Below are 20,984 nucleotides of genomic sequence, written 5' to 3' on the forward strand. Positions count from 1 at the left end.
AATATAACGGTTAAAACACTTTTAAATCAATAGATTACACTGGATAAAAATTAATATTGACGATGCAACATAACTATCGGATATTAAATGAACAAAAAATTTCAGACACATCCTAACAATGATCTTGATACTTACTGACAGTAACGATGTTCATGCAGATGTAGTTTCGATGAAACTCGGTGATAACTATTTCCGTTTGAATTTAGATATAGAAGCCCTTAAAGATACCAAAATTAGCTTTGATGGCTCTGAATGGACTATCTCCCAGAACGGAAAAACAATCAAAAATTCATCCGTAAAATGTGTTTGGCCAAGGCGGGTATCTGTTCAAGTCAATTCTGAACAACAGCAAGATCAAAGTAATGGTTTGAGATTATGGCGATCTGAATGGAATAAAAGCCTTTTTGGCCTATATAATGCATTATCTGAAAGTTGCTGGTTTAATCATGTAAGAGATGCAACTCTCGCTGATAACAAGTATTTTCAACATAAAATAGCTAATGAAGTTGGGTTCAATAATCCAGCATTTATAACTTCAAACTCCAAAGAAGACCTCAATAATTTCTTAACTACTTATCCTGATTCGGTTGTTAAATTCATGTCGCAAGATATGTATGTCTCTGAATCAGGTGAGATATTAGGTCTATATGTAAACAAAATCACTTTAGAACAATTAGATAGTTTCGCAAACGATTCAGAAAACCCAATTACTCTTCAAAAATATGTTAATAAAAAATTCGAAGTTAGATACACAGTAATTGAAGATGAACATTTTGCTTGTGCTATAGACTCTCAGCATTCAAACAAGGCAAAAGTAGACTGGCGTAGATACGATATACCTAATACACCGCACTGGAAAATTGACGCACCCACTTCGGTGAAGGATAAAATAAATTCTTTAATGTCCAAGTTAAACCTTCGATATGGGGCTTTAGATTTCATCGTTGATGAAAATAATGACTGGTGGTTCTTAGAGGTGAATTCTGCTGGTCAATGGTTGTGGATCGAAGATTTATCCGGCATGGATATTTCCGGGTCCATTGCAAATTGGTTAACTTCAAATAGCAGGTGAACTATGAATGTATTTGGTTTAAATTTTCTTGAAAAAATGGAATCGGAACAAAAAGTTGATGTTTCAAACTGGGCATGGAAACCTGAGAATAGTGAAGCTCAACGAATCTATGGTTCAGGTATGTCAACGAAATCTCGTGAATCTACTTATGCTGCTGAAAAAGATAGCAGAGAAGATTCAGATCGCCCCAATGAAGGATTAGCAGCTTAATAATATAACCAGTGAGGAAATATTAACTCACTGGTTACTACAAAGGAAAGAATATGAATCAAGTAGACATCTTTTTGAAAGTGATAATTGGTATATTTTTCTTTATATATGCTATATTGTTTTGCTATGTTATTTCTGAAATGATTGGCCCCTTAAATTATTTGATTTTCTTTCTTCCTTTCATCATTTCAATATCCCTATGCATGTTTTTCAAAAAAAGCTTAAAGAAGCTTAAAAGTGCAAATGATTTTTTGCTTTTTTCTTCTGCTGGACTTGGTGCTATTAAGTTAGTTGCTTCTAAACTGAATCATGATAGCTTAGTATTGAATCAAATTATAGATGCTTTAAAAAATAGTACATTACTGCTAATGATTTTAGCCACAGCTGCGACGTTGAAGGCATCCATAGCTCTTTTTGAGATTTTTACTAACGAATAAAATTATTGATTTCACGTTTTTTTAGCTTCATATAATTTTTAAGAATTAGCACGCAAATTATAGGAATCATTAGAACCATGATCGGAGTTAGGAAATACAACCCGTCCTTAACCCATGGTTCTTTTATCATTAATGATAAAAATAAAAAAAAGACAATACATATTAATGAAGCTGATAAAGCTATAATTTTTTCTTTCATCATAAACCCTCTCGTGTTTTATATATAAATAGCTTATTTTAATCTATTGTCAACACCCCATTAAATTAAGCAAGAGCTAACTCAGAGATGCTCCGCTTCTCTAAGTTGCCTTGCTTTTTCTGCTCTTTGATTGAAAAAGAATGATTTAAACCTGGAACCTTAACTTTCGAACTCCTAATTTAATTAGGATGTAATTAATTGCCACATGAAAAGAGAACTTTTGTATGCCGATACGAAATTTCTATGATCTACTATTTAATCGATGTAAAATTGTTACTCCTTCGTTTGACATGGAATAAAAAATGGGAAAATTTGCGGATTTTAATATCAAAAACAATACCGAAAATACTAATGTCAGTCAGAGCAACAGTGGTGGTTATAATGTTCAAAATACCCAGGTCATAAATAATCGAACCATCAACAATCATTATACAAAGCAAAATTCTAATGGTGATGGCGATGCAGGTGCTTTTATGGCGGGAGCGGTCATTTTAACTATAGGAATAGGATTTGTCATCTGGTCATTTTTCACACACTATCAAGAAATTTATTCCATTTTAAAAACTGGTGCTTTATTCTCTCCTGTCTTCTCGATAATTGGAATTATAGCTTTAGTTCTTAGAAAAGAGGTTGAAACGACAGATTTTGTCAGATTTTTTTTCTTAGTCTTAGCTGGAGGTTCTGTTTTTTTATTAAATGAAGATTTGAATATAAATGTTCCATTAGAAATCATCGACTTATCAAAACGAGCCACATCGGTTTCAGGTTTTTGGAACGGATTAAACGAATATGGCAAAAACCTTTCTTTGTCGTTGATATCTTCGAGTATCTTGATTGGTGCATCAATAATATTGATAATCTTCGCTGCATTCAGAGAATTATCATACTCCTTAGCTAACAAAAACATGTCTGGATTTTGGTTTATAAGTCTTAAAATAACTAATTTATTCCGTATTCAAGCTCTTGGTAGTGGTGGGGTCATAACTTTAATCTTGGCACTAACTTTTTTAACATTAAATGGGTATGTATTCCACTTTGAATGGAACTAATTTTACATGGGCCTTTTGGCCCTTGTTTTTTAATGAATAAACTAATATATACAGCTTATTGATATATTCATCTTAATTTTTATTATTTAGATTTATCATATTTACTAATTAACCTCTTTTTTAATTAGTCGCCTATTCTTATCCAATAGAGAAGCAAACATATTAAATCGCGCTTAACATTGACAACTAATAATTATTTACTATAACAAGAGATAAAGTTAGTTAATTACTTTTAAAGCATGACATATAAAAGGAGTTTATATGGCAAATAAAAAATCGCAGTTTTTGAACACTAAGGATGCAAAACATTCAACCTCAAAGTGTAACTTACTACCACAGGAATTACGAATTCATTGTGTTAGTGTTCGTCTTAACAATGCTGAATTGGCCAAGCTTAATACATTGAGGGAGCATTATTCGAAAGGAGAGTGGCTTCGTATGGCTTCCCTTCAAAAATTGCCTCCAGTTATACCAGCTATTAATACCAAAGCCTGGATAGCTTTAACTGACATATCGCAAAAGCTAAATCGAATTGCGATCCATATCGATGGTAAGAGCAAAGACAGCAAGCTTACTCATACAGAGCTTTTCGCAGTGAAACGACAACTGGAAGAGCTTCGCCAGCACCTGCTAAATGCTGACATATGGAGCAAACCCTATGAAGGGTATGCAGAAGATCAAAAGGGGTAAAAGCTTCGCTGGTGTCGTGCAATATGCATTGAAGCCAGGTTCACATCATAAAAGTAATCCAATCGTCATTGGCGGGAACATGTTAGGTGATTCAGCCTCTAAACTGATCACTGAATTTGATGGCACTAAACAGCTTCGGCCCGATGTTCAGAAACCGGTATGGCACAACTCGCTTCGCTTACCTGATACTGAATCAGTATCGAATGACCAATGGGTAACCATAGCTGACGACTACATGAAGAGGATGGGGTTCAGTGATACTCATCTCCGTTGCTATGTGCTTCATGACGACGTTGGCCAGCATATACACATCATTGCCAGCAGGATCGACATAGCCGGTGGGAAGCTCTACTTGGGGAGGAACGAAAACCTTATAAGCACACGGATCATTAGTGAACTCGAAATCGCTCATGGCCTGACAGTGACAAAAACTGCATCTCCCCCCTCGCAAGCACAACCGAAGCGGAAGAGAGTGTCCCGTAATGAGAAAATGCTATCTGAACGAACTGGGGAGCATTCACCAAAAGAAGCTTTACAGCAAATTATTGATAAAAGTTTAGTCGGTAAGCCTGACCTTCTAACTTTCACAAAACGATTGGAAGAAGCAGAAGTATCCTGGAAGGCCAATGTTGCCTCTACAGGTAAGATGAACGGCTTTTCATTCGAATATGCAGGAATCGCTTTCAAAGCTTCGCAATTGGGTAAAAGCTACTCTTGGGCAAATCTCAGTAATCGGCTTAACTACACCCCCGACCACATAGAAGCTCTGCGAGCGACAAAGGAAGTTATCCCTGCTCCTGCTCCTGCTCCTGCTCCTGCTCCTGCTCCTGCTCCTGCTCCTGCTCCTGCTCCTGCTCCTGCTCCTGCTCCTGCTCCTGCAAAGGATGTTGCAACAACGGATATTCCAAGGAAAAGCATAAGTGAAAAAATTGCTGAACTCGAACTGCGACTCAGAGAAGACAGAAGAAAAGAAATAGTAGAAAAGATTCTTCAAAAAAACGCAGTACAACAGCAAAAGCATCTCAGGCTTATCGGCTGGCTTCCATTTCTTAGAAGGCTTGCAGAGCTTCTCCGAAGCTATGGTAAGAGCATTCTTCACAAGCCCCTCCCTGGATTCTCAAAACTCTCTGCAACCCGACTTCTACATAAAGAAAGGAAAATTCATTTATAGACAACAGCTTACCGCTTATCCCTGACAGCAATATCGTTTGGGCAGTGGTTAATTTAGGATAAGTCAACAATAAATTGATCGTTATTACAGATCGATAAACTAGTTATGATAGTTTTTACTTATCACGATTCAAACATCGATCGGTACAAGTGATTTTACTTTAACCAGCCAGCCATCGAGAATCCCTACAAACACGCAGTAAATCTTCCACCCTGGGGTTGCTATGAAAAACGAAACAATAAAGTGCCCGTTCTGCTTTACACAAAGTCCTCACGGTGTGCGGATTTGTAAAGGCTGCCATGCAAAGATCGCTTACGGTGAAAGCCCGCTCAGTGTGGCATTCCTGTTTCAATTCGTTGCATTTGGTCTCGCGTGGTTAGCATTTTCGTGGACTGGCAGCACTCTTGTATCAGTCATTACGTTTTTCGTAAGCATCATTATTCTTATCTATAAAATTAAAAAAACGTATGCAGACAGAGTTGTTTTTATACGGTGAAATTAATTTCACACAACCGCAAACCTAAAATGAGAAAGTAAATGAACCGATTTATAAAGTCATCTTTTTTTATTATTGTCTTCCTGCTTTCTGGCTGTTCAACATCAGGGAACCAGAACCTTAAAAACGAAACACCTCAAAGCCTCCAATCAAAGATCATTAAAAACAAAACAACCAAGACGGAATTACTCACTAAATTAGGTGAGCCTGATACAAGAACCACACTCGATGACGGAAATGAGCAGTGGAGATACTTTATGTATAACAATCAGTTCAATGCAACAACTTTCATTCCAGTTGTAGGGCTGTTTACTGGCGGTTCGCAGACTCAGTCTAAAACTCTTGAAATAGATTTTAAAGGCGAAATTGTCAGCAAATGGACGTTCTCCACTGACAATAACAACACCAAAACTGGCATTCTTAATTAATTGTTTTTTGGATAAGAAAATGAAAATATACTCAATTATCACAGTTATCATTACCACCTTCCTTCTAACCGCATGTAACAATGAACCATCGCAAGACGATATATACAATGTTTTCAAAAGTGTTGTAGATAGAACAAATACAAGTATGAAAGCTCTTGATTCAAGAGTTACAGAAAAAGATCTTTTAAGAATCGATTACGTGAAGAAAGTTAGTTGCACAGAAGAAGCAAACAATGTTTATAACTGCATTGTCGATGTCTCTATTAGTAATATGAAACAAACAAAACCAGTAAAACTAATCAAATCTGATGGTGTCTGGAAAGAAGTTCAGTAGTAGCCTATATCAAGAAGTCTTTTAGCCCCTGCTTAGGGGCTTTTTATTGCCTATAACCTGACGGTTCTTACGCGAACTTCATGGGTTAACTCTTTCTCAATTACTTTCATTTCATATTGTGCTCTGACAGTAGCATAGATTTCCTCTGCTTTTTCTTGATTGTTATCTATGTAATTAACAAGCGAGTTTAGTTCCCTAATAACTCCTTCTTTGTTATTTAATCGTTGTAGAAGATTGCTTGTCAGACTTTTGTATACCGAGCTAAACATAGTCATTATGTTATCAATATTACGATTGGATTTGGAATAAATCCTTTTAGGGTAAAAATATTTTAAATGGTATCCCACAAAAATTAAGTAAAGTTGATATGAGAAACTTTTATCTCCGGGCTGGTACCGTTTTGAGATATATTTATCAATTATAATGATAAGTTGCTCTTCCAGAGTAAACTCTGAATTGATGATGTTTTTGTCCATAAAATGCATCCTTGCATAATTGAAATAGTCATCCTGACCATATATTTATATTTATCGTATTTATTTAACTTGTCAATAGGTGTAACCTATCAACTATTATTTTTTATTAAATGGTCTATTCAATTGTTCCATAGTGAGACCATGTCTATAAGCATTATACTGCCAATAGCTAAACTGCTCTTTGTATCTATTGTTCTGTTTTTTTAACATTTCATTTTCGGCTTTAAGATTTATTATTTGTTGTGCCGCAATCGTTAAGTTAGCTGGCTTTTTAAGGCCAGATTTTTTCAAATTAGACAAATTTTTCTTTGTTCTATATGCTTCAACAACTTCATCATGAGCACTTAGAGATTGCCTTGTGATAGTTCTGTTTAGATTCTTATAAACTGATTCACATAAATCGCTCCATGTGATTTTACCGTCCCAAGTCAGTATAATGTGTTTAATTGCCTTTATTTCACTCCTGTTTAAATGTTTTGCCATATGCATCTCCTGTTTCAATTATTCAATAGTTTATTAATTCTTTCCAAATTTTTTTTGTGGTGTTGCAACCATTTGTCTGCACCATAATCACCATTTTCATAAGCGATCTGAGTTATTCTCTTTAATTGCATTACTTTCTCTCGGACAGATTGCAGTCTAATTCTATCTACTGAGTTAATGTCCGGTGTTTCATTATCACATTCAATAAGATGATTAATTTTTGCACAAGGCTTGATTAAATAGTTATGTACACAGTAACCAAATTCAGTTAAGTGTATTGCACCTTGATTAAGGTTATCAAAATCAATTGTCAATTCATTTGTGGGTATTGACTCCCTTTGACAGTAATTACTCCTATTCAATTTAATAGCTTTGATTTTATCTAACATATCTTCTTCCGACACATGGTTATAAACTCTGTTCTGATTCGCATTGATACGACCAGACCATTTAGCTATATCCAGTTCAGACATTTCACCATAATGGGCTATTGTGTTTAAAAGGTGCCGTGGCTGGTGTGAGCGAATAAGTAGTGGTTTACCTTCATCATCATAATATCCATATCGGGAAAATATATTTTTATAATTCATCTCATAGCTTTTTTTTCTTTGTATGTCACTGAAAAAGAAACTTTTAGTAGGTTTGTAAAATGTGAAAATTGAAGTCATTCTTGATAAAGAAAATTGATCAGTATTGAGCAAGCATAAAGCATTACTAAATTTTATGGATTTTTCTTTATCATACCATGGAAAATCTCTGCTAAAATTAGAACTAATAATTTCCCACAAATTACTCAATGAATAGTTGTAATCATTGTGGTTTAAGAAACTTTTCCCACCATCCAAACTCGTTCTTTTAATTTTTAAAACACATGATTTATGATCAAATAAATTATACCCCAGTGCATGGCAAACTTGTACAACGGTCAATTTAGCTTTTTCATCAACTGTTGGGCAAAGCTCATGTCGGTAAAATTTATCCGGGTACTTTTCGCACCAGTGAGCAAGTGCTCTTGCATTTTGTGATAAGGAAAGTAATCTTCTAATCGCTTTCTTTGCAACTGGTATCATAACCCGTGGAATCCATTTGATATTAGGGCCATACCCTTTTACCGAATAAAATCTCAAACCATATCTTTCGATACCCTTGCCATCTATTTGTGTAATCTCACAATCAGCAGGTAAGGCTAAAATTTCAGAAATTCTGCTCGGACAACAAAGTAGAAGTGCAAATACTGAACTGGTGAACATATCCCTTGGACTCAGTAACTCATCATTTTGAGAAAAAATATCAGCAATAGCGAGCAATGCTTCTTCATCTGGTAACTTATCGCTTCGGTGATAATCCTCAATCTCAGGAAGATAATTGTTTTTGACTTTCTGTTTTACATGGTTTTTCCATGAGATATATCCTGACTTCACAAGATTATGTTCACACAGAAACTTTGATATTTTTTCAAGCTGTATTCCACATTTAGCCAAAACGTTACCTTCAAAATATTTACTCCCGATCTGCATTGCCTCATCGAAAACAACGGCTGTAACATTATAAATGAGACCAGTTTTCTGAACCTGCAAAAGGGCCTGTTCGAGACATCGCAAGGCCATCATAATAACCCCATAATTTTTTAATGGTTTCAATGTGTGTTGATATCTGATATATGCTTTCGCAAAATTGATATAATCTTCGTGCATTGCATCAATGGAATCAAAGATTTTATTTCCAATCCCTATTTTTCTAAATGTGACATATCCTTTCCAGGCATACTGCTCCCAATCCTGAGTTTGGGTTAGTCCGGGCAGTTGATAGCGACAAAATTTTATGAACTCATTATAATTTTCTTCTACAAGAATATGTTTTTTTGATTTGAACAAAATAATATTATTCATAGTTGATTCACCTCACTGCGATCAATCGGAATAAAAAACATACATTGATTGCAAGGAAATCCTGAATTCTGACTCTGGCATCTACTTGAAGAAAAAAATTTGAAATGACTACTCTTTTTCGATTTGATTCCGTTCATAAAAATATCAGCGACAAATGACAATTGTTCTGAAACAGCGGAATCAATCCTTTCAACACTGTCAGCATGATTTTTAATATAAATCCCCGCACTTGAAGTAGATGAATGATCCAATAATTCAGCTATAGTATTAACATTATGCCCATTCTTAGCCAGCATAGTTGCTATTGTATAACGAAGCCTACGAGGAGTAATATTTAGTATCGAACCGGTACGGTTGGATATTACATTCCCATTATTAACAATACTTTTCAATGCTACATTAGCAATTGTAGGCTTCGCATATAATTTATTATATTCCAGAAGAATTGAACCTGTTATGGATAAATCTGAGAGTTTTTCCTCATTTAAGAAAATAGGAACTTCTCGTTTAGAATAATCATCAAGAGTTTTTCCAAGAGCTTGCTCAACAAGTTTCACTGATTGATTAGCTTGCAATTGAACAATTGATGCAACCTCTGATATTATTGCAAGTTCTCGATATCGTAGTTCTTTACCCCGTTGTTTTACTCGTGGCACTGAAATTACATATTCTACTTTGCCATTATCTAAGTTCTTTTGAAGAAGGTCTTTATATTTCAACATAACTAACTGCTGAGGTCTTCTACCTGTAAGACTGATCAATAGTGATATTGCATAATGTGGCAGTGACAGTTCACCTTTTCTATATGCATGATTCATAGCCTTAATCAAAGAAGTATGTTCTTCTTTATTTAATGGTCCCTCTGTTGGATCATCTTGAAGCACAGACTGACCAGATTTTTTTATTTTTAGGTCCAAATGCTTTAACAGTTCTACCGCACTTTCATCTATTCCCGGATATCCTAACTCAAACCATTTAATCAAAAATGGTCGTAAAACGCGAAATGATGCTGAGGCTTTTGATAATTTCTTATTTTGATATTCAATTAGAACCTTATCATCAATATGAGTAGGAGATAGTTTACGGATAAGACTCTCCATATTTCTAACAATATTTTTCACATACAAATAGCTGTTGCTATTAAAATAATATTGTACTGTATATACAAACCCACAAACCAAATTTTCGTTCATAGCATATATTAAGTTTGTAAGATTGATTCCGTTATTTTCAATCGAACTGACGATTTTATGTTCATGCAAAGACATTTTATCAGATTTATTTTTAATTAAATTATTCATCAAATTCTCCTTTGAATAGTTGCTCTTGTTGTTCAAGTGCAGTTTTTTTCGATAGCTCATAAATATGCCTGCGATTATAAATCATTGAAGTTTCTGAACCCGGTCGCCATCCCATGAGATAAGAACGGATTTGTTGCTCTTTTTCATCGGATATGTCCTGATTCTTGTCTATTGCTTTCGAAAACTCATAATTCCATGTATGTCTGAGTTTGTGACCTGTCAATCCCCCTAGAAGTGAGGAGGATTGACGAACAACACTCACCACTTTGTGATATGAAGAAAATGAAATAGGTTGCCCTTGAGTTTTTCCTTCCTTATAAGTAATAAACAGGAAATCATGTTTGTTAGAATTTTTTATGTTTCTTCGATCATTCAGAATATAATCTGAAATTTCAAACATGAGCTTTTTATCAGCAATTAATTTCCTCTCACAAGTTTTAACTAAAGGCTGATACACTCGCGGATCTGTTTTATCATTTGCTCTTCTTCTTATTGCAATTGTCGATTCTGCAAAATCTATATCACCAATTCGCAGATTCAAAAGTTCACCTGCTCTCAGGCCAAAGCAGTGTAATAGCAGGAATATTAGATTGTTTCTTTTTTGCACTTTTTCTGAAAAAGGATTTAATTTGCTACCCGGTGCAAGAATGCTAAACAAAGAATCCAATTGTTCATTATTTAAACTTTTTTCTATATCCATATTATATTTATCATTATTTCTCGGTTTCTTTCGTTTTATGTTGTTTATGAAATCTAAAATATATTTGAGAGTATCCTTCTGTCCTGTATGAGAAAGATGTATTTTGCACAGCCATTCCAGATAGTTAGCTATGGTTGTTATCCGAAAGTACTTAGTTGGTTTTTTGACATTTGAACTTCTAAAATTATCATTCTCGCCATCTCGAAAATTGAATGAAGTGAATTCGATCAAATCTTCAATTTCATGAGGAGCCAGAAATATCCTTTTCTGAATTCTTTCATCAATATTGATATTTTTTCTCATAAAGAATCGATATAACAATGAAATGCTCCCAGCGATAACCTTCATTGTTGATATAGACTCTGACCGATTCCTGACTTGTGTTGTTATATACAAGTTTGGATAATACAATGGCTCACCAGTATCTTTATTTACAACATGACAATATCTCTCACCATTTTCGAACATAAAAGAATCCACACAAATACTGCACATATTTTCCTCCTAAACTTTACAAAAAGTATAATTCCAATATATTAATAATAAGCATTTCGTAGATTTACAAATTTATTTGGATCGATTAAGATATTTATTTAAATTAAAACAGTGAGATAGACGATTATTCTTGTCAAATTATCATCTGGTAGATCTAGTTAATATTATGTACACCTAATACTTCGAAAACTATCTCACTGCCTTGCTAATAAACGGCAACCAAAATAATGTAAGTTATTCTGTAAAGTTTTAAGATAAATTATGCAGCCAAACTTTACATTTTCATAAAAAGCTCTTAATCCATTAGATATAAAATTATCCGCTTCGCTAGGAGTTTCAATTCATCAGGACATTTAATTAGAGATAACCAGGTCTCGTAAACATATATCTGTTTGCAAGCATTAAGCTCAGAGATCGAGTCTAAAGGTTCTCTCAGATTTCCTACAAGGTACTGACTGAGCCAGTAAATGATTTCTTTATTAAACTCGTTATTAGGTAAGTCATAAATCACTTCTTGGTCAAAGATCTTGTAAAAAAGATCTCCGCATAAATTGCACATATGGTTTTCTTCGCTTACAAATTCTTCGATATTCATAAAATCACTCCTAAGTTCAATTAAGCAACATTATTTCGACTTGTTTCGATAACAGACTGAATCCAGGTATCAATCTCACTTTCAACGAAAGCTACTGCACGACTTCCAATTTTGACAGGAGCAGGAAACTTACCATCGTTGATCAGACGATATATCCAGGCTTTTCCGTAGCCAGTTCGTTCGAGAACTTCTGGTAATCGTATTAGGCGGGTTGCTTGATTTTTCATTTCGTTATCCCTTGTCGTTGCGGTGAAGTCACTATACGAACAGTTGGGAAAAGAAAAGAGCGAAGCTCCTGAAGCGGAGGTTCTTCGTAGCTATGCAGGATGGTTTTCTCGAAGTTGGTGCCGTACAGAAAAGGGGAACTTGAGAGTAGCTGAAATTCCCCCGTTTTATAGCAAGTGTCAAAATGCCCGGTTTAAAGTAAAAATCGCAAAAAAAAGCACCATTCACAATGATGCCTTTAGTTAATTTTAACAATTAAAACAAATAGTTATAAATGTAATTCTAATCAGATAGTTTCATTACATCAGAGACTTTCATTTGCTTCAAATGGCTATTTTTGTTCATGAAGTAATGGAATTGTCGGATAAAGTCAGTTGTGCAGGATTTAAGAGCCAAAGGCCTGTCGGTATCTTTGATTTGGCTAGACTGCCTCATTTCGCTTTCTTCGTCATCGTCTGTATATAGCAGTCTGGATAACCTGTCGTCAGAGACACGGATTTTTTTAACGGCTGCCCACACCAGGATATCCAGCATAGGTATCACACGATAACTGATGAGTTTCTTGATAGTTCCATACCCAAAGCGAACTGATTCTAAAGGATCTGGTTCGATACCTTTGATTTTACGCCACTGCGGTAATGCAGCTTTAAGCGACTCTGCAATCTCTTCGTCTGTGCCACTTGCCAAATCAATCTCGAACATGACTGTTCGTGAAAACTGATCTGGCATAATATCTGAAAGTGATTCTTCCCGAAGATCTCTGTTTATTGAATAATTGTCATCACCATCCCAAACAAAACCTCCGCGTTGCATAGCAATGATGCTCGTTTCAGCAAGGCGATCAAGAGTTGTTAGAAAAAAATGGGGAGGCTGAAAAAGTTTATTGGCAGGAGTCATGTATCCCAGTTGCCCTTCTTCAATTAAAAAAGGATTGCCACTGAAAATTTTTGAGAAGTAACCCATAAGAGTTCTGCTCTCAAACTCTTCCCGATACTCCTTAAAGAACAAGTTACGAGCCCATATCTCATGGTAAAACTGGAGCAATGAGAGGTCTTCAAATTTGCGATATGTATCAATCTTAAACCAACTCTTGATGTCTTTTGTGTGCTCTGGTGACCAGTTGTTCAAAATCCATTCTCCACCTATGCTGGTACTGCCCTACGGATAGAATTCAGTTTCGCTGAAAAACTACCGCATTCACTAATCGGTGAAAAGCAGATCCTGCTTGCGCAGTTCAGCTACTAGCAGGGAGTTGAACTGAAGAATTTGTTTCCTTTTGATACAATTCTCCAATCCGCTAATCGTGATAACCCATACCATTACGATTTATGGTTCCTTTTTAGAACCACACATAAAATTCAAAGTATAAATAACATTAAAAATCAATGGAATGAATGGCTAATTACAGGGACGCCAGCCCACCAAAATTCTCCATCGGTGATTACCAGAGTCATCCGATGAAGTCCTGAAAGCCCGCACGGCGCAAGCCCTGCGGGCTTTTTTGTGTCTGTCGTTCTCCGAGCCATTCGACTTAGTCCGGCAATTATCGCTATACGTTCAGGTATTCCGGTTCATGCCGGATCAGCCACAGCCCCCCAGACCTACACCAATGTTCTGCGTGCTAAAGCGCCCGAGAAAAATCTAACGTTGCGTCATGGCCCGTGCCATCGTTGAAATCCCCGCACTGCATATCAAAGCCCACCCCCTTTCCCGCAATCAACATAAACCATTGATATTAAATATTTATCACCTCATTTATTTCCGTTTCCTTTTGTTTTGTCGAACGATCTGTGAACAACACCAAAACATTAACAACAAGGAAACAATAATATAACTACAGAGGTGACCTTATGCTCAATAAAGAACGGCATTATGCAATTTTGACCTGGCTTAACAGGTACGAACGGGCGACGGTGAATCAGCTTGCGAAAGTATTTAACGTCACCAGGGAAACGATTCGCAGCGACCTGAACTTATTAGCGCAGGAAGGCGGCATTGAGCGATGCCACGGTGGGGCAATTATCAAACGCCGTATTTTTCATACCCAATCAGTCAATAATTTAGATAGCAATATCATTCATTTTTTTGACTCCGCGCAGTCAAGAAAAACGATCAAATCCCGACATAAAGGGCGAAAGATGAAAGGTAAAGTCTGTATTCTGGGTTCATTCAACGTTGATATTATTGCTAATGTCGATCGTTTCCCGCAAAGCGGAGAATCTATTTTTTCCGAAAATACCATTATTGGACCCGGCGGCAAAGGCGCCAATCAGGCGCTGGCCGTAAGCAAATGCAATGTTAAAACCCATTTTGTCGGTAAGGTGGGTAACGATCAGTTTAGTCAGTTGGCCTTTGAACATCTTTCATCTTCTGCTATCGACAGCTTCACGCTTTATCAGGATAAAGATCAGAAAACCGGCACCGCGCTTATTTATGTTTGTCAAAGTGATGGTGAAAATATGATTGCCATCAGCCCTGGGGCCAATCGGTCCATTACAGCCGATGAAGTTGAAGCGATTACCCCTGAAGTGAAAAACGCAGATATTTTTTTAACCCAGCTGGAAAATAATCTACCCGCTACCTTTCGGGCCATTGAAATTGCCCGCCGTAACGGGATTAAGGTGGTTTTGAACCCTGCCCCCTGGTCATCTGATGTGGTTAGCTGCCTGAAGAACGTGGACTTTCTGACCCCAAACGAGACTGAGGCCTCATTGCTGTCCGGCATTCATATTGTGGATCTTGCCAGCGCGAAGGAAGCCGCCAGAGCCACTAAAGCGAAAGGGGTAGGTCACGTCATCATCACCATGGGAGCGAAAGGCGCGCTTATTTATGACGGTGAGCAATTCATTCATATCCCGGCGCTGAAAGCCGTATGTGTGGATACCACCGGTGCTGGCGATGCCTTCAACGGCGCATTCGCCGCCGCGATGGCGAAAGGGGAATCCATTATTCAGGCAGCAAAATTTGCCTGTGCTTTCGCCTCTTTGGCCGTCGAAAAAGAAGGCGCATCAAATATGCCTGAATATAAAGATGTCCTGACCCGCCTCGCGCAATATAACGATAAAAAAATTCTCACCGAGAAAATTTAACGCACGCATATTTCTGCAAACACAGATTATATTCACGACAACCATTTCAGTAATGGGAGTATGTCCGATGAAAGCCCTGACAGAATCTAAACCCGGCGGCGCGATACCGCAGGTAAATAACATGCCTCACCAGCAAACACTATCCCGCATGGCACGTTGCCGCCAGACGTTACGCCGGTGGTGGCCGTTCTACGTGATGGCCCTGCCTGGGGTTATCTATTTTTTTATCTGGCACTATTTACCCATTTGGGAAACAAAAATTGCGTTTGAGCAGTACCGTATTATCCCGCCGAATATCTGGGTCGGGATGCAGTATTTTGCCACGCTGATGTCATCCCCTGTTTTCTGGCAGGTGATACAGAACACCGTGATTATCGGCGCAATGAAGCTGATTTTTATTTTTCCGGTTCCCATTATCGTGGCGCTCTTGCTCAATGAAGTGCGCTCATCCGGTTACCGTAAATTTGTCCAGTCGGTGATTTATCTGCCGCATTATCTTTCCTGGGTGGTGATCGCCAGTATCGCGATTGCCACGCTCTCGCCGGTTGATGGCGCGGTTAACGACATCATTAAATCGATGGGCTACGATCCGATCCCCTTTATGACCGACAGCGGCTCTATCCGCTGGGTACTGGTGTTCACTGAAATGTGGCGCAGCGCGGGCTGGGATTCATTACTTTACATCGCGGCGATCCTCGCCATCGATCCACAGCTGTATGAAGCGGCGGAAATGGATGGTGCCGGGCGCTGGCGCAAAATCTGGCACATCACCCTGCCCGCTATCACCCCGACCATCGCCACGCTGTTTATCCTCAACGTCGGGCTGTTCCTGAGCCAGGGTTTTGATCAGGTCTTCAACATGACCAACGACGTGGTGAACGGTCAGATAGACATCATCGACACCTACGTCTACCGCATGGGCCTGCGCACCGGGGAGTTCTCGCTGGCGACCGCCGCAGGGTTATTCAAAGGCGTGATCGGCATGGTCCTTATCGTGCTGGCACATAACGTTTCAAAACGCCTGACGGGTAAAGGAGTCTGGTAATGCGCATCTCATCACGAAGCACCCCTTTTGAGCGCATCGAATACATGCTCATTCTCTCGGTACTGATGCTGCTGGTTGTCGTGACGCTACAACCGATCCTCAACCTGGTGGCGATATCCTTCTCCAGCCCGGCAAACGTGCCCGGCATGAGCGGCCTGGAAATTATTCCGCAGGGCTTTTCGCTGGACGTCTGGAAGCTGCTGCTGACCAACGAAGCCGTGCTGCGCGGGTTTGGCAATGCGATGCTGATTACCGTGGTGGGCACCATCATCAACGTAGTTTTCACCGTGCTGCTGGCCTGGGCGCTGGCGCAAAAACGCCTGCCGGGACGCCGCTGGCTGTTTATGTTTGTCCTGTTCACCATCGTCTTTGAGCCGGGCATCATCCCCGATTTTCTGGTGATGAAAAAGCTGGGGCTACTGAACAGCTACTGGTCCGTCATCCTGTATCGCGCCGTCTTCGCCTGGTACCTGATTATTCTGGTTCGCCTGTTCGAAGAGATCCCGGAGGAGCTGCTGGAAGCCGCGGAACTCGATGGCGCGAACCCGTTCCAGACGCTGTGGTACGTCATTATGCCGGTCGCCAAATCGTCCATTGCCATGATCACGTTATTTTACATGGTGCTGCACTGGAACGAGTTTTTCCGCGCCATGGTGTACCTCAACGACCCGGACAAATGGCCGTTGCAGGTGGTGCTGCGTCAGTTTGTCGTCGAGGGCGATAAGCTGGCGATGGTAGGCGTCGAAAGCATGTCGAACTACACCGATGCCAGCCAGATCAGCATCAAGGCGCTGAAAGCCGGGATGATCACCTTAACCATCGCCCCGCTGATTGCCATCTACCCGATTATTTTGCGCTTCTTCACCAAAGGGACCATGTCCGGCGCGGTGAAGGGTTAACAGGAGCGATGACGATGAAATTATTCACAGCAATCGCCTGCGGCCTGCTGTTATGCCAGGCCGCCTGGGCCGAGCCGGTCACTATCCGGATTGTGGAAAAAGATCTGCTGACCACCAACCGCGAAGATGTCGCGCATATTCAGCGAATCGAGCAGGCGCTGGCACGCCAGGGACACGATATCCACATTGAGATCGTCAACCTGTCGTCTTCCGGCTACTCCGACGTGCTGAACGTGATGCTGCTCTCCGGCACCATCCCTGATCTGATCTATTTCAACGGCAGCGACCAGAAGATGGTCGAACAGGGCATTCTTGAAGACTGGCGTCCGTGGATTGCGCAAACCCGCTATCTGAAAGAGGCGCTGTGGCCGCACAACCAGCTTCGCCTGCAAAACCATCCGACCCTGCTGTATGTCTTTCCCCTGCGCGCGCGCCAGCCGGTGATCCGTGAGGACTGGTTACAGAAGAGCGGATTCAGCGCATCACCCAAAACGCTGGCGGAGTACGTCACGCTGTTCAATGCGATCCACGCCGGTGACTACAACGGCGACGGTAAGACGGATAGCTGGGGGATCACCTCCGAGAAAGACCTGCACGATCTCGACGGTTTTATGAACCCGGCGTTTGGCATTCACGCCACCTGGCTCAAGGACGATCAGGGCAAGCTGATCAACGCCCAGATAAGCCCGCAGGAGCGGAGCAAGCTGGAGTTCTACCATTCGCTGTATCAGAAAGGACTGCTCTCCTCCCAGTACATCACCACCAACTGGGAGCTAAAAGAGGATGAGTTTTATACCGGCAAGGTTGGCGTGGTATCCGTCTCATCGCCGGGCAACGTCGGCGTGTACCAGGAAAAGATGCGCCAGATCCATCCTGACGCCACCCTCACCCTGCTCGACCCACCCGAAGGCCCGGCAGGTAAAGGGCTGGCGGCGACAGATGTTTCCATGGAAACGCGCGGCTTTGCCATGTCCTCGCTCTCGAAACATAAAAAGGAAGTGATGATCCTGCTCGATTTTCTGGCAAGCCCGGAAGGGCAAATGATGGAGCAGATGGGCTTCGAGAACACGCACTACGTTCGTAAGGGCAACACGATAAACGTGACGCCAAAAATTAATGCCTGGTATCCGCGGTTTATCCAGGCCGCCAACTGGAAGCCGCCGGTGGAGTGGCGGACGCCCGCGATGCTGCGCTATATCGACAATTCACAACGTTATTTTACGGCGGATAACGCCTTTATCTTCCCGGCGTCGTTTGCCGCCGCCATCGACTCAACCAGCAGTATTTATAACCAGTGGGCGTACCAGTTTGTCTCTGGCAAAGCGTCATTTGATCAGTGGGATCAGTATGTCAGCGCCTGGAAAGCCGCAGGTGGAAACGCCATGACCGAATATGCAGAGGAAAAATTAAAATGACCGTTACTCAAGCCGCTGATTTATCGTTCACGTCCCGCATTCTGGGCATGCTGTATGGCGTGGCGTTCGGTGATGCCTTAGGCGGACCGGTTGAGAAACTCTCCGCCCGGCAAATCGCGGAGAAATATGGCCGCGTCACCTCCATCCACCAGCGCTGGCACCGGATGAACGAGCCGTCCGCACGGCGCAACAACCGCGTACGCGGCAACGGTATCATTACCGACGATACGCTGATGACACTCTGCCTGATGGAGGTTTACAGCGAGCTGGGCCGTCACGTTGATGCGTGGGATATGGGGGAGTCTTTTGTGCGGAAGATTGCCTGGGAACCGCGCTGGGTGCCGGAACTGGATCGGGAAGCGCTGGTTATTGAGCGCCTGTTTTATCCGGAAAAATGGATCTTCCATCGTCTGCAACTGGCCGCCTGCGATCCGCGCCAGGGCGGCGTGGGCAATATGGTGAACTGCGGCGCAGCCATGTATGCCGCCCCCATCGGAGCTATTAATGCCTGCAACCCTGCGGCAGCTTACCAGGAAGCCATTAATTTCACCCAGGGGCATCAGCAGAGCTATGGGCTGGAGGCCGCCGGGGTCTTCGCCGCCTGCGTTGCAGCGGCATTTATTCCTGGCATCACCATTGAGGCTATCACCAACATCGCATTGAAACTGGCTAAAGACGGCACCCGCCAGGCCATCGCGGCAACGCTTGACGTCGCGCGTCGCTACCGTGGAACCGCATGGGATTATCAACAGGTCGTTGACGCCCTGCACGATGCGCTTTTGCCCTTCTCACCGATGGGAGATGACCTGATGCACGGCCCGGAAAAAGCGGGCGTTCCGACCATGGCCTACCAGCCCTCGCGTCTGATGTCGATTGAGGAACTGCCGATGGCGCTGGCCTTCTGCCTGCTGCGCGAAGGCGAGTTTCGCGGGGCGGTGGAAGACGCTATCAATTCAGGCCGTGATACCGACTCTATCGGGGTGATGAGCGGCGCAATTTTAGGCGCGCTGCACGGGGAAGCCATTGTCGAACCTGAGGTGCTGGCGGGTATTGATAGCGCCAACCGCCTGGATCTGCGTACGGCCGCGCTGCGCTTCAGCGAATCAGCACAAAGCATTATCCAGCAGGATCTCGCTGCGGCGGCGCTTTACCGCCAGCACGTCATGCCATTATTGCAGCCAGGCCACACCGCCGGCCGAGGAGAGTAACATGAGCCAAATCGTTTTAAATAATCTCGGTAAATCCTACGGCAACGTCAGCATCATTAAAGGGATCTCGCTGAGCATTCACGAAGGCGAATTTATTGTGCTGGTCGGCCCGTCCGGGTGTGGGAAATCCACCCTGCTGCGCATGATTGCGGGTCTGGAAGACATCACCTCCGGTGAACTGCTGATGCACGGCGAGGTGGTCAACACTCTGCCCGCCAAAAAACGCGATATCGCCATGGTGTTCCAGAGCTATGCGCTCTATCCACACATGAAGGTGCGGGACAACATGAGTTTTGCCCTGAAGCTTGCCAGCGTCTCAAAAGCGGAACGGATGGCGCGCGTGGAAGAGGCAGCGGAAATCCTCGGCCTGACGCATCTGCTCGATCGCCTCCCGCGGGATCTTTCCGGCGGCCAGCGTCAGCGCGTGGCGATGGGACGCGCGCTGGTGCGTGACCCGAAGGCCTTTTTGTTTGATGAACCGCTCTCCAACCTGGACGCCAAACTGCGCCATAAAATGCGCGGAGAAATTCGTAAGATCCACCAGCGGATGGGTCGCACCACCATCTACGTGACGCACGATCAGACGGAAGCGATGACCATGGCGGACAGGATTGTGGTGCTGAATGCCGGACATATTGAGCAGGTCGGCACCCCGGAAGAGCTGTACCGTAACCCGGATAACCTGTTTGTCGCGGGCTTTATCGGCACGCCGGAAATTAACACCCTTAAAGGCGTGATTCAGCACGGCGAGATTGTGCTCAACAACGGCTACCGCTTCCCCTGCCCCCTCCGCTCACATATTGAAGGGATGGAGATCATCTGCGCCACCCGACCGCACTATATCCGGATCGGCGAGTCAGGGATGCCAGCGGAAATCGTGCTGATAGAGATGACCGGGGAAGGACAGGAGATCCGGGTGCGTATCAACGATCAGGAGCTGATCGTGGTGTCCCATGAAAAGCTGGATATCAACGTGGGTCAGAAGGTCTTCCTCACCGTAGACGCGGAAAAAATGTTCTTGTTTGATGCCCAGACCGGTAAGCGCCTGCGGTCATAGAATGCTTAATCAATCCCTCCT

23 protein-coding genes are annotated in these 20,984 nt (G+C 41.8%); 15 read left to right on the plus strand and 8 right to left on the minus strand.

Features of this window, described 5'->3' with window-relative positions; all coding sequences use genetic code 11:
• The first annotated feature begins 169 nt into the window (after window positions 1–169).
• From IMQ56_RS04930 to IMQ56_RS22980, 9 genes are all read left to right on the plus strand, one after another.
• Window positions 170–1,072: a hypothetical protein gene (locus IMQ56_RS04930; RefSeq protein WP_130715458.1), complete on the plus strand. Its 903-nt coding sequence runs from the start codon at window positions 170–172 to the stop codon at window positions 1,070–1,072.
• Window positions 1,073–1,075: 3 nt separating this feature from the next.
• Window positions 1,076–1,282 (plus strand): hypothetical protein, encoded by a 207-nt coding sequence (locus IMQ56_RS04935; RefSeq protein ID WP_047685188.1) that lies wholly within the window; start codon window positions 1,076–1,078, stop codon window positions 1,280–1,282.
• A gap of 53 nt (window positions 1,283–1,335) precedes the next feature.
• The gene (locus IMQ56_RS04940; protein WP_087449616.1) at window positions 1,336–1,719 is read left to right on the plus strand and encodes a hypothetical protein; all 384 of its coding nucleotides are present in this window, start codon (window positions 1,336–1,338) and stop codon (window positions 1,717–1,719) included.
• Between the two features lie 501 nt (window positions 1,720–2,220).
• Window positions 2,221–2,967: a DUF2157 domain-containing protein gene (locus tag IMQ56_RS04945; protein ID WP_153908493.1), complete on the plus strand. Its 747-nt coding sequence runs from the start codon at window positions 2,221–2,223 to the stop codon at window positions 2,965–2,967.
• Between the two features lie 261 nt (window positions 2,968–3,228).
• Window positions 3,229–3,657 carry a hypothetical protein gene (locus tag IMQ56_RS04950; RefSeq protein WP_045783712.1) on the plus strand — a complete coding sequence of 143 codons (429 nt, stop codon included), beginning with the start codon at window positions 3,229–3,231 and terminating at the stop codon, window positions 3,655–3,657.
• A complete protein-coding gene (locus tag IMQ56_RS04955) occupies window positions 3,626–4,828 on the plus strand; it encodes a relaxase/mobilization nuclease domain-containing protein (RefSeq protein ID WP_196063571.1) in 1,203 nt (400 codons plus the stop codon). The genes IMQ56_RS04950 and IMQ56_RS04955 overlap by 32 nt, the downstream gene beginning before the upstream one ends.
• 223 nt (window positions 4,829–5,051) lie before the next feature.
• On the plus strand, window positions 5,052–5,324 hold the full coding sequence (locus tag IMQ56_RS22975) for a hypothetical protein (protein WP_000787429.1): 273 nt from the start codon (window positions 5,052–5,054) through the stop codon (window positions 5,322–5,324).
• A gap of 41 nt (window positions 5,325–5,365) precedes the next feature.
• Complete coding sequence (locus IMQ56_RS04960) at window positions 5,366–5,752, plus strand: hypothetical protein (RefSeq protein WP_080176811.1); 387 nt, start codon at window positions 5,366–5,368, stop codon at window positions 5,750–5,752.
• 19 nt (window positions 5,753–5,771) lie between these two features.
• Entirely contained in the window at window positions 5,772–6,086 is a 315-nt protein-coding gene (locus IMQ56_RS22980) for a cell wall-binding protein (RefSeq protein ID WP_088168981.1), read from the plus strand.
• A 50-nt stretch (window positions 6,087–6,136) separates the two neighbouring features.
• On the opposite strand, the gene IMQ56_RS04965 is transcribed toward IMQ56_RS22980, so the two are convergent.
• From IMQ56_RS04965 to IMQ56_RS04995, 8 genes are all read right to left on the minus strand, one after another.
• Window positions 6,137–6,562 carry a hypothetical protein gene (locus IMQ56_RS04965; protein ID WP_000360018.1) on the minus strand — a complete coding sequence of 142 codons (426 nt, stop codon included), beginning with the start codon at window positions 6,560–6,562 and terminating at the stop codon, window positions 6,137–6,139.
• A gap of 96 nt (window positions 6,563–6,658) precedes the next feature.
• On the minus strand, window positions 6,659–7,045 hold the full coding sequence (locus tag IMQ56_RS04970) for a hypothetical protein (RefSeq protein WP_001062150.1): 387 nt from the start codon (window positions 7,043–7,045) through the stop codon (window positions 6,659–6,661).
• Between the two features lie 14 nt (window positions 7,046–7,059).
• On the minus strand, window positions 7,060–8,934 hold the full coding sequence (locus IMQ56_RS04975) for a DNA-binding protein (RefSeq protein ID WP_130715456.1): 1,875 nt from the start codon (window positions 8,932–8,934) through the stop codon (window positions 7,060–7,062).
• A complete protein-coding gene (locus tag IMQ56_RS04980; RefSeq protein WP_008322896.1) occupies window positions 8,931–10,235 on the minus strand; it encodes a tyrosine-type recombinase/integrase in 1,305 nt (434 codons plus the stop codon). Before IMQ56_RS04980 ends, IMQ56_RS04975 begins: the two co-directional genes overlap by 4 nt.
• On the minus strand, window positions 10,228–11,430 hold the full coding sequence (locus IMQ56_RS04985) for a site-specific integrase (RefSeq protein ID WP_008322898.1): 1,203 nt from the start codon (window positions 11,428–11,430) through the stop codon (window positions 10,228–10,230). The genes IMQ56_RS04980 and IMQ56_RS04985 overlap by 8 nt, the downstream gene beginning before the upstream one ends.
• A gap of 295 nt (window positions 11,431–11,725) precedes the next feature.
• Entirely contained in the window at window positions 11,726–12,025 is a 300-nt protein-coding gene (locus IMQ56_RS22985) for a hypothetical protein (RefSeq protein WP_001019190.1), read from the minus strand.
• Window positions 12,026–12,045: 20 nt separating this feature from the next.
• Window positions 12,046–12,252, minus strand: coding sequence for an AlpA family transcriptional regulator (locus IMQ56_RS04990; protein ID WP_000795663.1), 207 nt, complete (start codon window positions 12,250–12,252; stop codon window positions 12,046–12,048).
• Window positions 12,253–12,532: 280 nt separating this feature from the next.
• Window positions 12,533–13,378 carry a DUF6387 family protein gene (locus IMQ56_RS04995; protein WP_001067212.1) on the minus strand — a complete coding sequence of 282 codons (846 nt, stop codon included), beginning with the start codon at window positions 13,376–13,378 and terminating at the stop codon, window positions 12,533–12,535.
• A gap of 722 nt (window positions 13,379–14,100) precedes the next feature.
• On the opposite strand from IMQ56_RS04995, the gene rbsK reads away from it, so the two are divergent.
• The 6 genes from rbsK (at window position 14,101) to ugpC (ending at window position 20,963) form a co-directional block, all read left to right on the plus strand.
• Entirely contained in the window at window positions 14,101–15,339 is a 1,239-nt protein-coding gene (gene rbsK / locus IMQ56_RS05000) for a ribokinase (protein WP_017692844.1), read from the plus strand.
• A gap of 121 nt (window positions 15,340–15,460) precedes the next feature.
• Window positions 15,461–16,384 (plus strand): ABC transporter permease subunit, encoded by a 924-nt coding sequence (locus tag IMQ56_RS05005; RefSeq protein WP_223230137.1) that lies wholly within the window; start codon window positions 15,461–15,463, stop codon window positions 16,382–16,384.
• On the plus strand, window positions 16,384–17,283 hold the full coding sequence (locus IMQ56_RS05010; protein ID WP_196063572.1) for a carbohydrate ABC transporter permease: 900 nt from the start codon (window positions 16,384–16,386) through the stop codon (window positions 17,281–17,283). The genes IMQ56_RS05005 and IMQ56_RS05010 overlap by 1 nt, the downstream gene beginning before the upstream one ends.
• 14 nt (window positions 17,284–17,297) lie before the next feature.
• A complete protein-coding gene (locus IMQ56_RS05015; RefSeq protein WP_196063573.1) occupies window positions 17,298–18,698 on the plus strand; it encodes an extracellular solute-binding protein in 1,401 nt (466 codons plus the stop codon).
• On the plus strand, window positions 18,695–19,906 hold the full coding sequence (locus IMQ56_RS05020; RefSeq protein ID WP_196063574.1) for an ADP-ribosylglycohydrolase family protein: 1,212 nt from the start codon (window positions 18,695–18,697) through the stop codon (window positions 19,904–19,906). The genes IMQ56_RS05015 and IMQ56_RS05020 overlap by 4 nt, the downstream gene beginning before the upstream one ends.
• 1 nt (window position 19,907) lies before the next feature.
• Window positions 19,908–20,963, plus strand: coding sequence for a sn-glycerol-3-phosphate ABC transporter ATP-binding protein UgpC (gene ugpC, locus IMQ56_RS05025; protein ID WP_045349524.1), 1,056 nt, complete (start codon window positions 19,908–19,910; stop codon window positions 20,961–20,963).
• The last annotated feature ends 21 nt before the right edge of the window (window positions 20,964–20,984 follow it).

This window comes from Enterobacter sp. Res13-Sevr-PEC09-46 (genome assembly GCF_015672585.1).
GTDB classification, from domain to species: Bacteria; Pseudomonadota; Gammaproteobacteria; order Enterobacterales; family Enterobacteriaceae; genus Enterobacter; species Enterobacter hormaechei_C.

Bases quoted from the DNA above. Each gene is read 5' to 3' on its own strand.
- IMQ56_RS05020 (WP_196063574.1), top strand. From the start codon at position 18,695: ATGACCGTTACTCAAGCCGCTGATTTATCGTTCACGTCCCGCATTCTG.
- IMQ56_RS04955 (WP_196063571.1), top strand. From the start codon at position 3,626: ATGAAGGGTATGCAGAAGATCAAAAGGGGTAAAAGCTTCGCTGGTGTC.
- IMQ56_RS04960 (WP_080176811.1), top strand. From the start codon at position 5,366: ATGAACCGATTTATAAAGTCATCTTTTTTTATTATTGTCTTCCTGCTT.
- IMQ56_RS04930 (WP_130715458.1), top strand. From the start codon at position 170: ATGAAACTCGGTGATAACTATTTCCGTTTGAATTTAGATATAGAAGCC.
- IMQ56_RS04945 (WP_153908493.1), top strand. From the start codon at position 2,221: ATGGGAAAATTTGCGGATTTTAATATCAAAAACAATACCGAAAATACT.
- IMQ56_RS22985 (WP_001019190.1), bottom strand. From the start codon at position 12,025: ATGAATATCGAAGAATTTGTAAGCGAAGAAAACCATATGTGCAATTTA.
- IMQ56_RS04990 (WP_000795663.1), bottom strand. From the start codon at position 12,252: ATGAAAAATCAAGCAACCCGCCTAATACGATTACCAGAAGTTCTCGAA.
- ugpC (WP_045349524.1), top strand. From the start codon at position 19,908: ATGAGCCAAATCGTTTTAAATAATCTCGGTAAATCCTACGGCAACGTC.
- IMQ56_RS22980 (WP_088168981.1), top strand. From the start codon at position 5,772: ATGAAAATATACTCAATTATCACAGTTATCATTACCACCTTCCTTCTA.
- IMQ56_RS04985 (WP_008322898.1), bottom strand. From the start codon at position 11,430: ATGTGCAGTATTTGTGTGGATTCTTTTATGTTCGAAAATGGTGAGAGA.
- IMQ56_RS04935 (WP_047685188.1), top strand. From the start codon at position 1,076: ATGAATGTATTTGGTTTAAATTTTCTTGAAAAAATGGAATCGGAACAA.
- IMQ56_RS04980 (WP_008322896.1), bottom strand. From the start codon at position 10,235: ATGAATAATTTAATTAAAAATAAATCTGATAAAATGTCTTTGCATGAA.
- IMQ56_RS04970 (WP_001062150.1), bottom strand. From the start codon at position 7,045: ATGGCAAAACATTTAAACAGGAGTGAAATAAAGGCAATTAAACACATT.
- IMQ56_RS04975 (WP_130715456.1), bottom strand. From the start codon at position 8,934: ATGAATAATATTATTTTGTTCAAATCAAAAAAACATATTCTTGTAGAA.
- rbsK (WP_017692844.1), top strand. From the start codon at position 14,101: ATGCTCAATAAAGAACGGCATTATGCAATTTTGACCTGGCTTAACAGG.
- IMQ56_RS05010 (WP_196063572.1), top strand. From the start codon at position 16,384: ATGCGCATCTCATCACGAAGCACCCCTTTTGAGCGCATCGAATACATG.
- IMQ56_RS22975 (WP_000787429.1), top strand. From the start codon at position 5,052: ATGAAAAACGAAACAATAAAGTGCCCGTTCTGCTTTACACAAAGTCCT.
- IMQ56_RS05005 (WP_223230137.1), top strand. From the start codon at position 15,461: ATGCCTCACCAGCAAACACTATCCCGCATGGCACGTTGCCGCCAGACG.
- IMQ56_RS04950 (WP_045783712.1), top strand. From the start codon at position 3,229: ATGGCAAATAAAAAATCGCAGTTTTTGAACACTAAGGATGCAAAACAT.
- IMQ56_RS05015 (WP_196063573.1), top strand. From the start codon at position 17,298: ATGAAATTATTCACAGCAATCGCCTGCGGCCTGCTGTTATGCCAGGCC.
- IMQ56_RS04965 (WP_000360018.1), bottom strand. From the start codon at position 6,562: ATGGACAAAAACATCATCAATTCAGAGTTTACTCTGGAAGAGCAACTT.
- IMQ56_RS04940 (WP_087449616.1), top strand. From the start codon at position 1,336: ATGAATCAAGTAGACATCTTTTTGAAAGTGATAATTGGTATATTTTTC.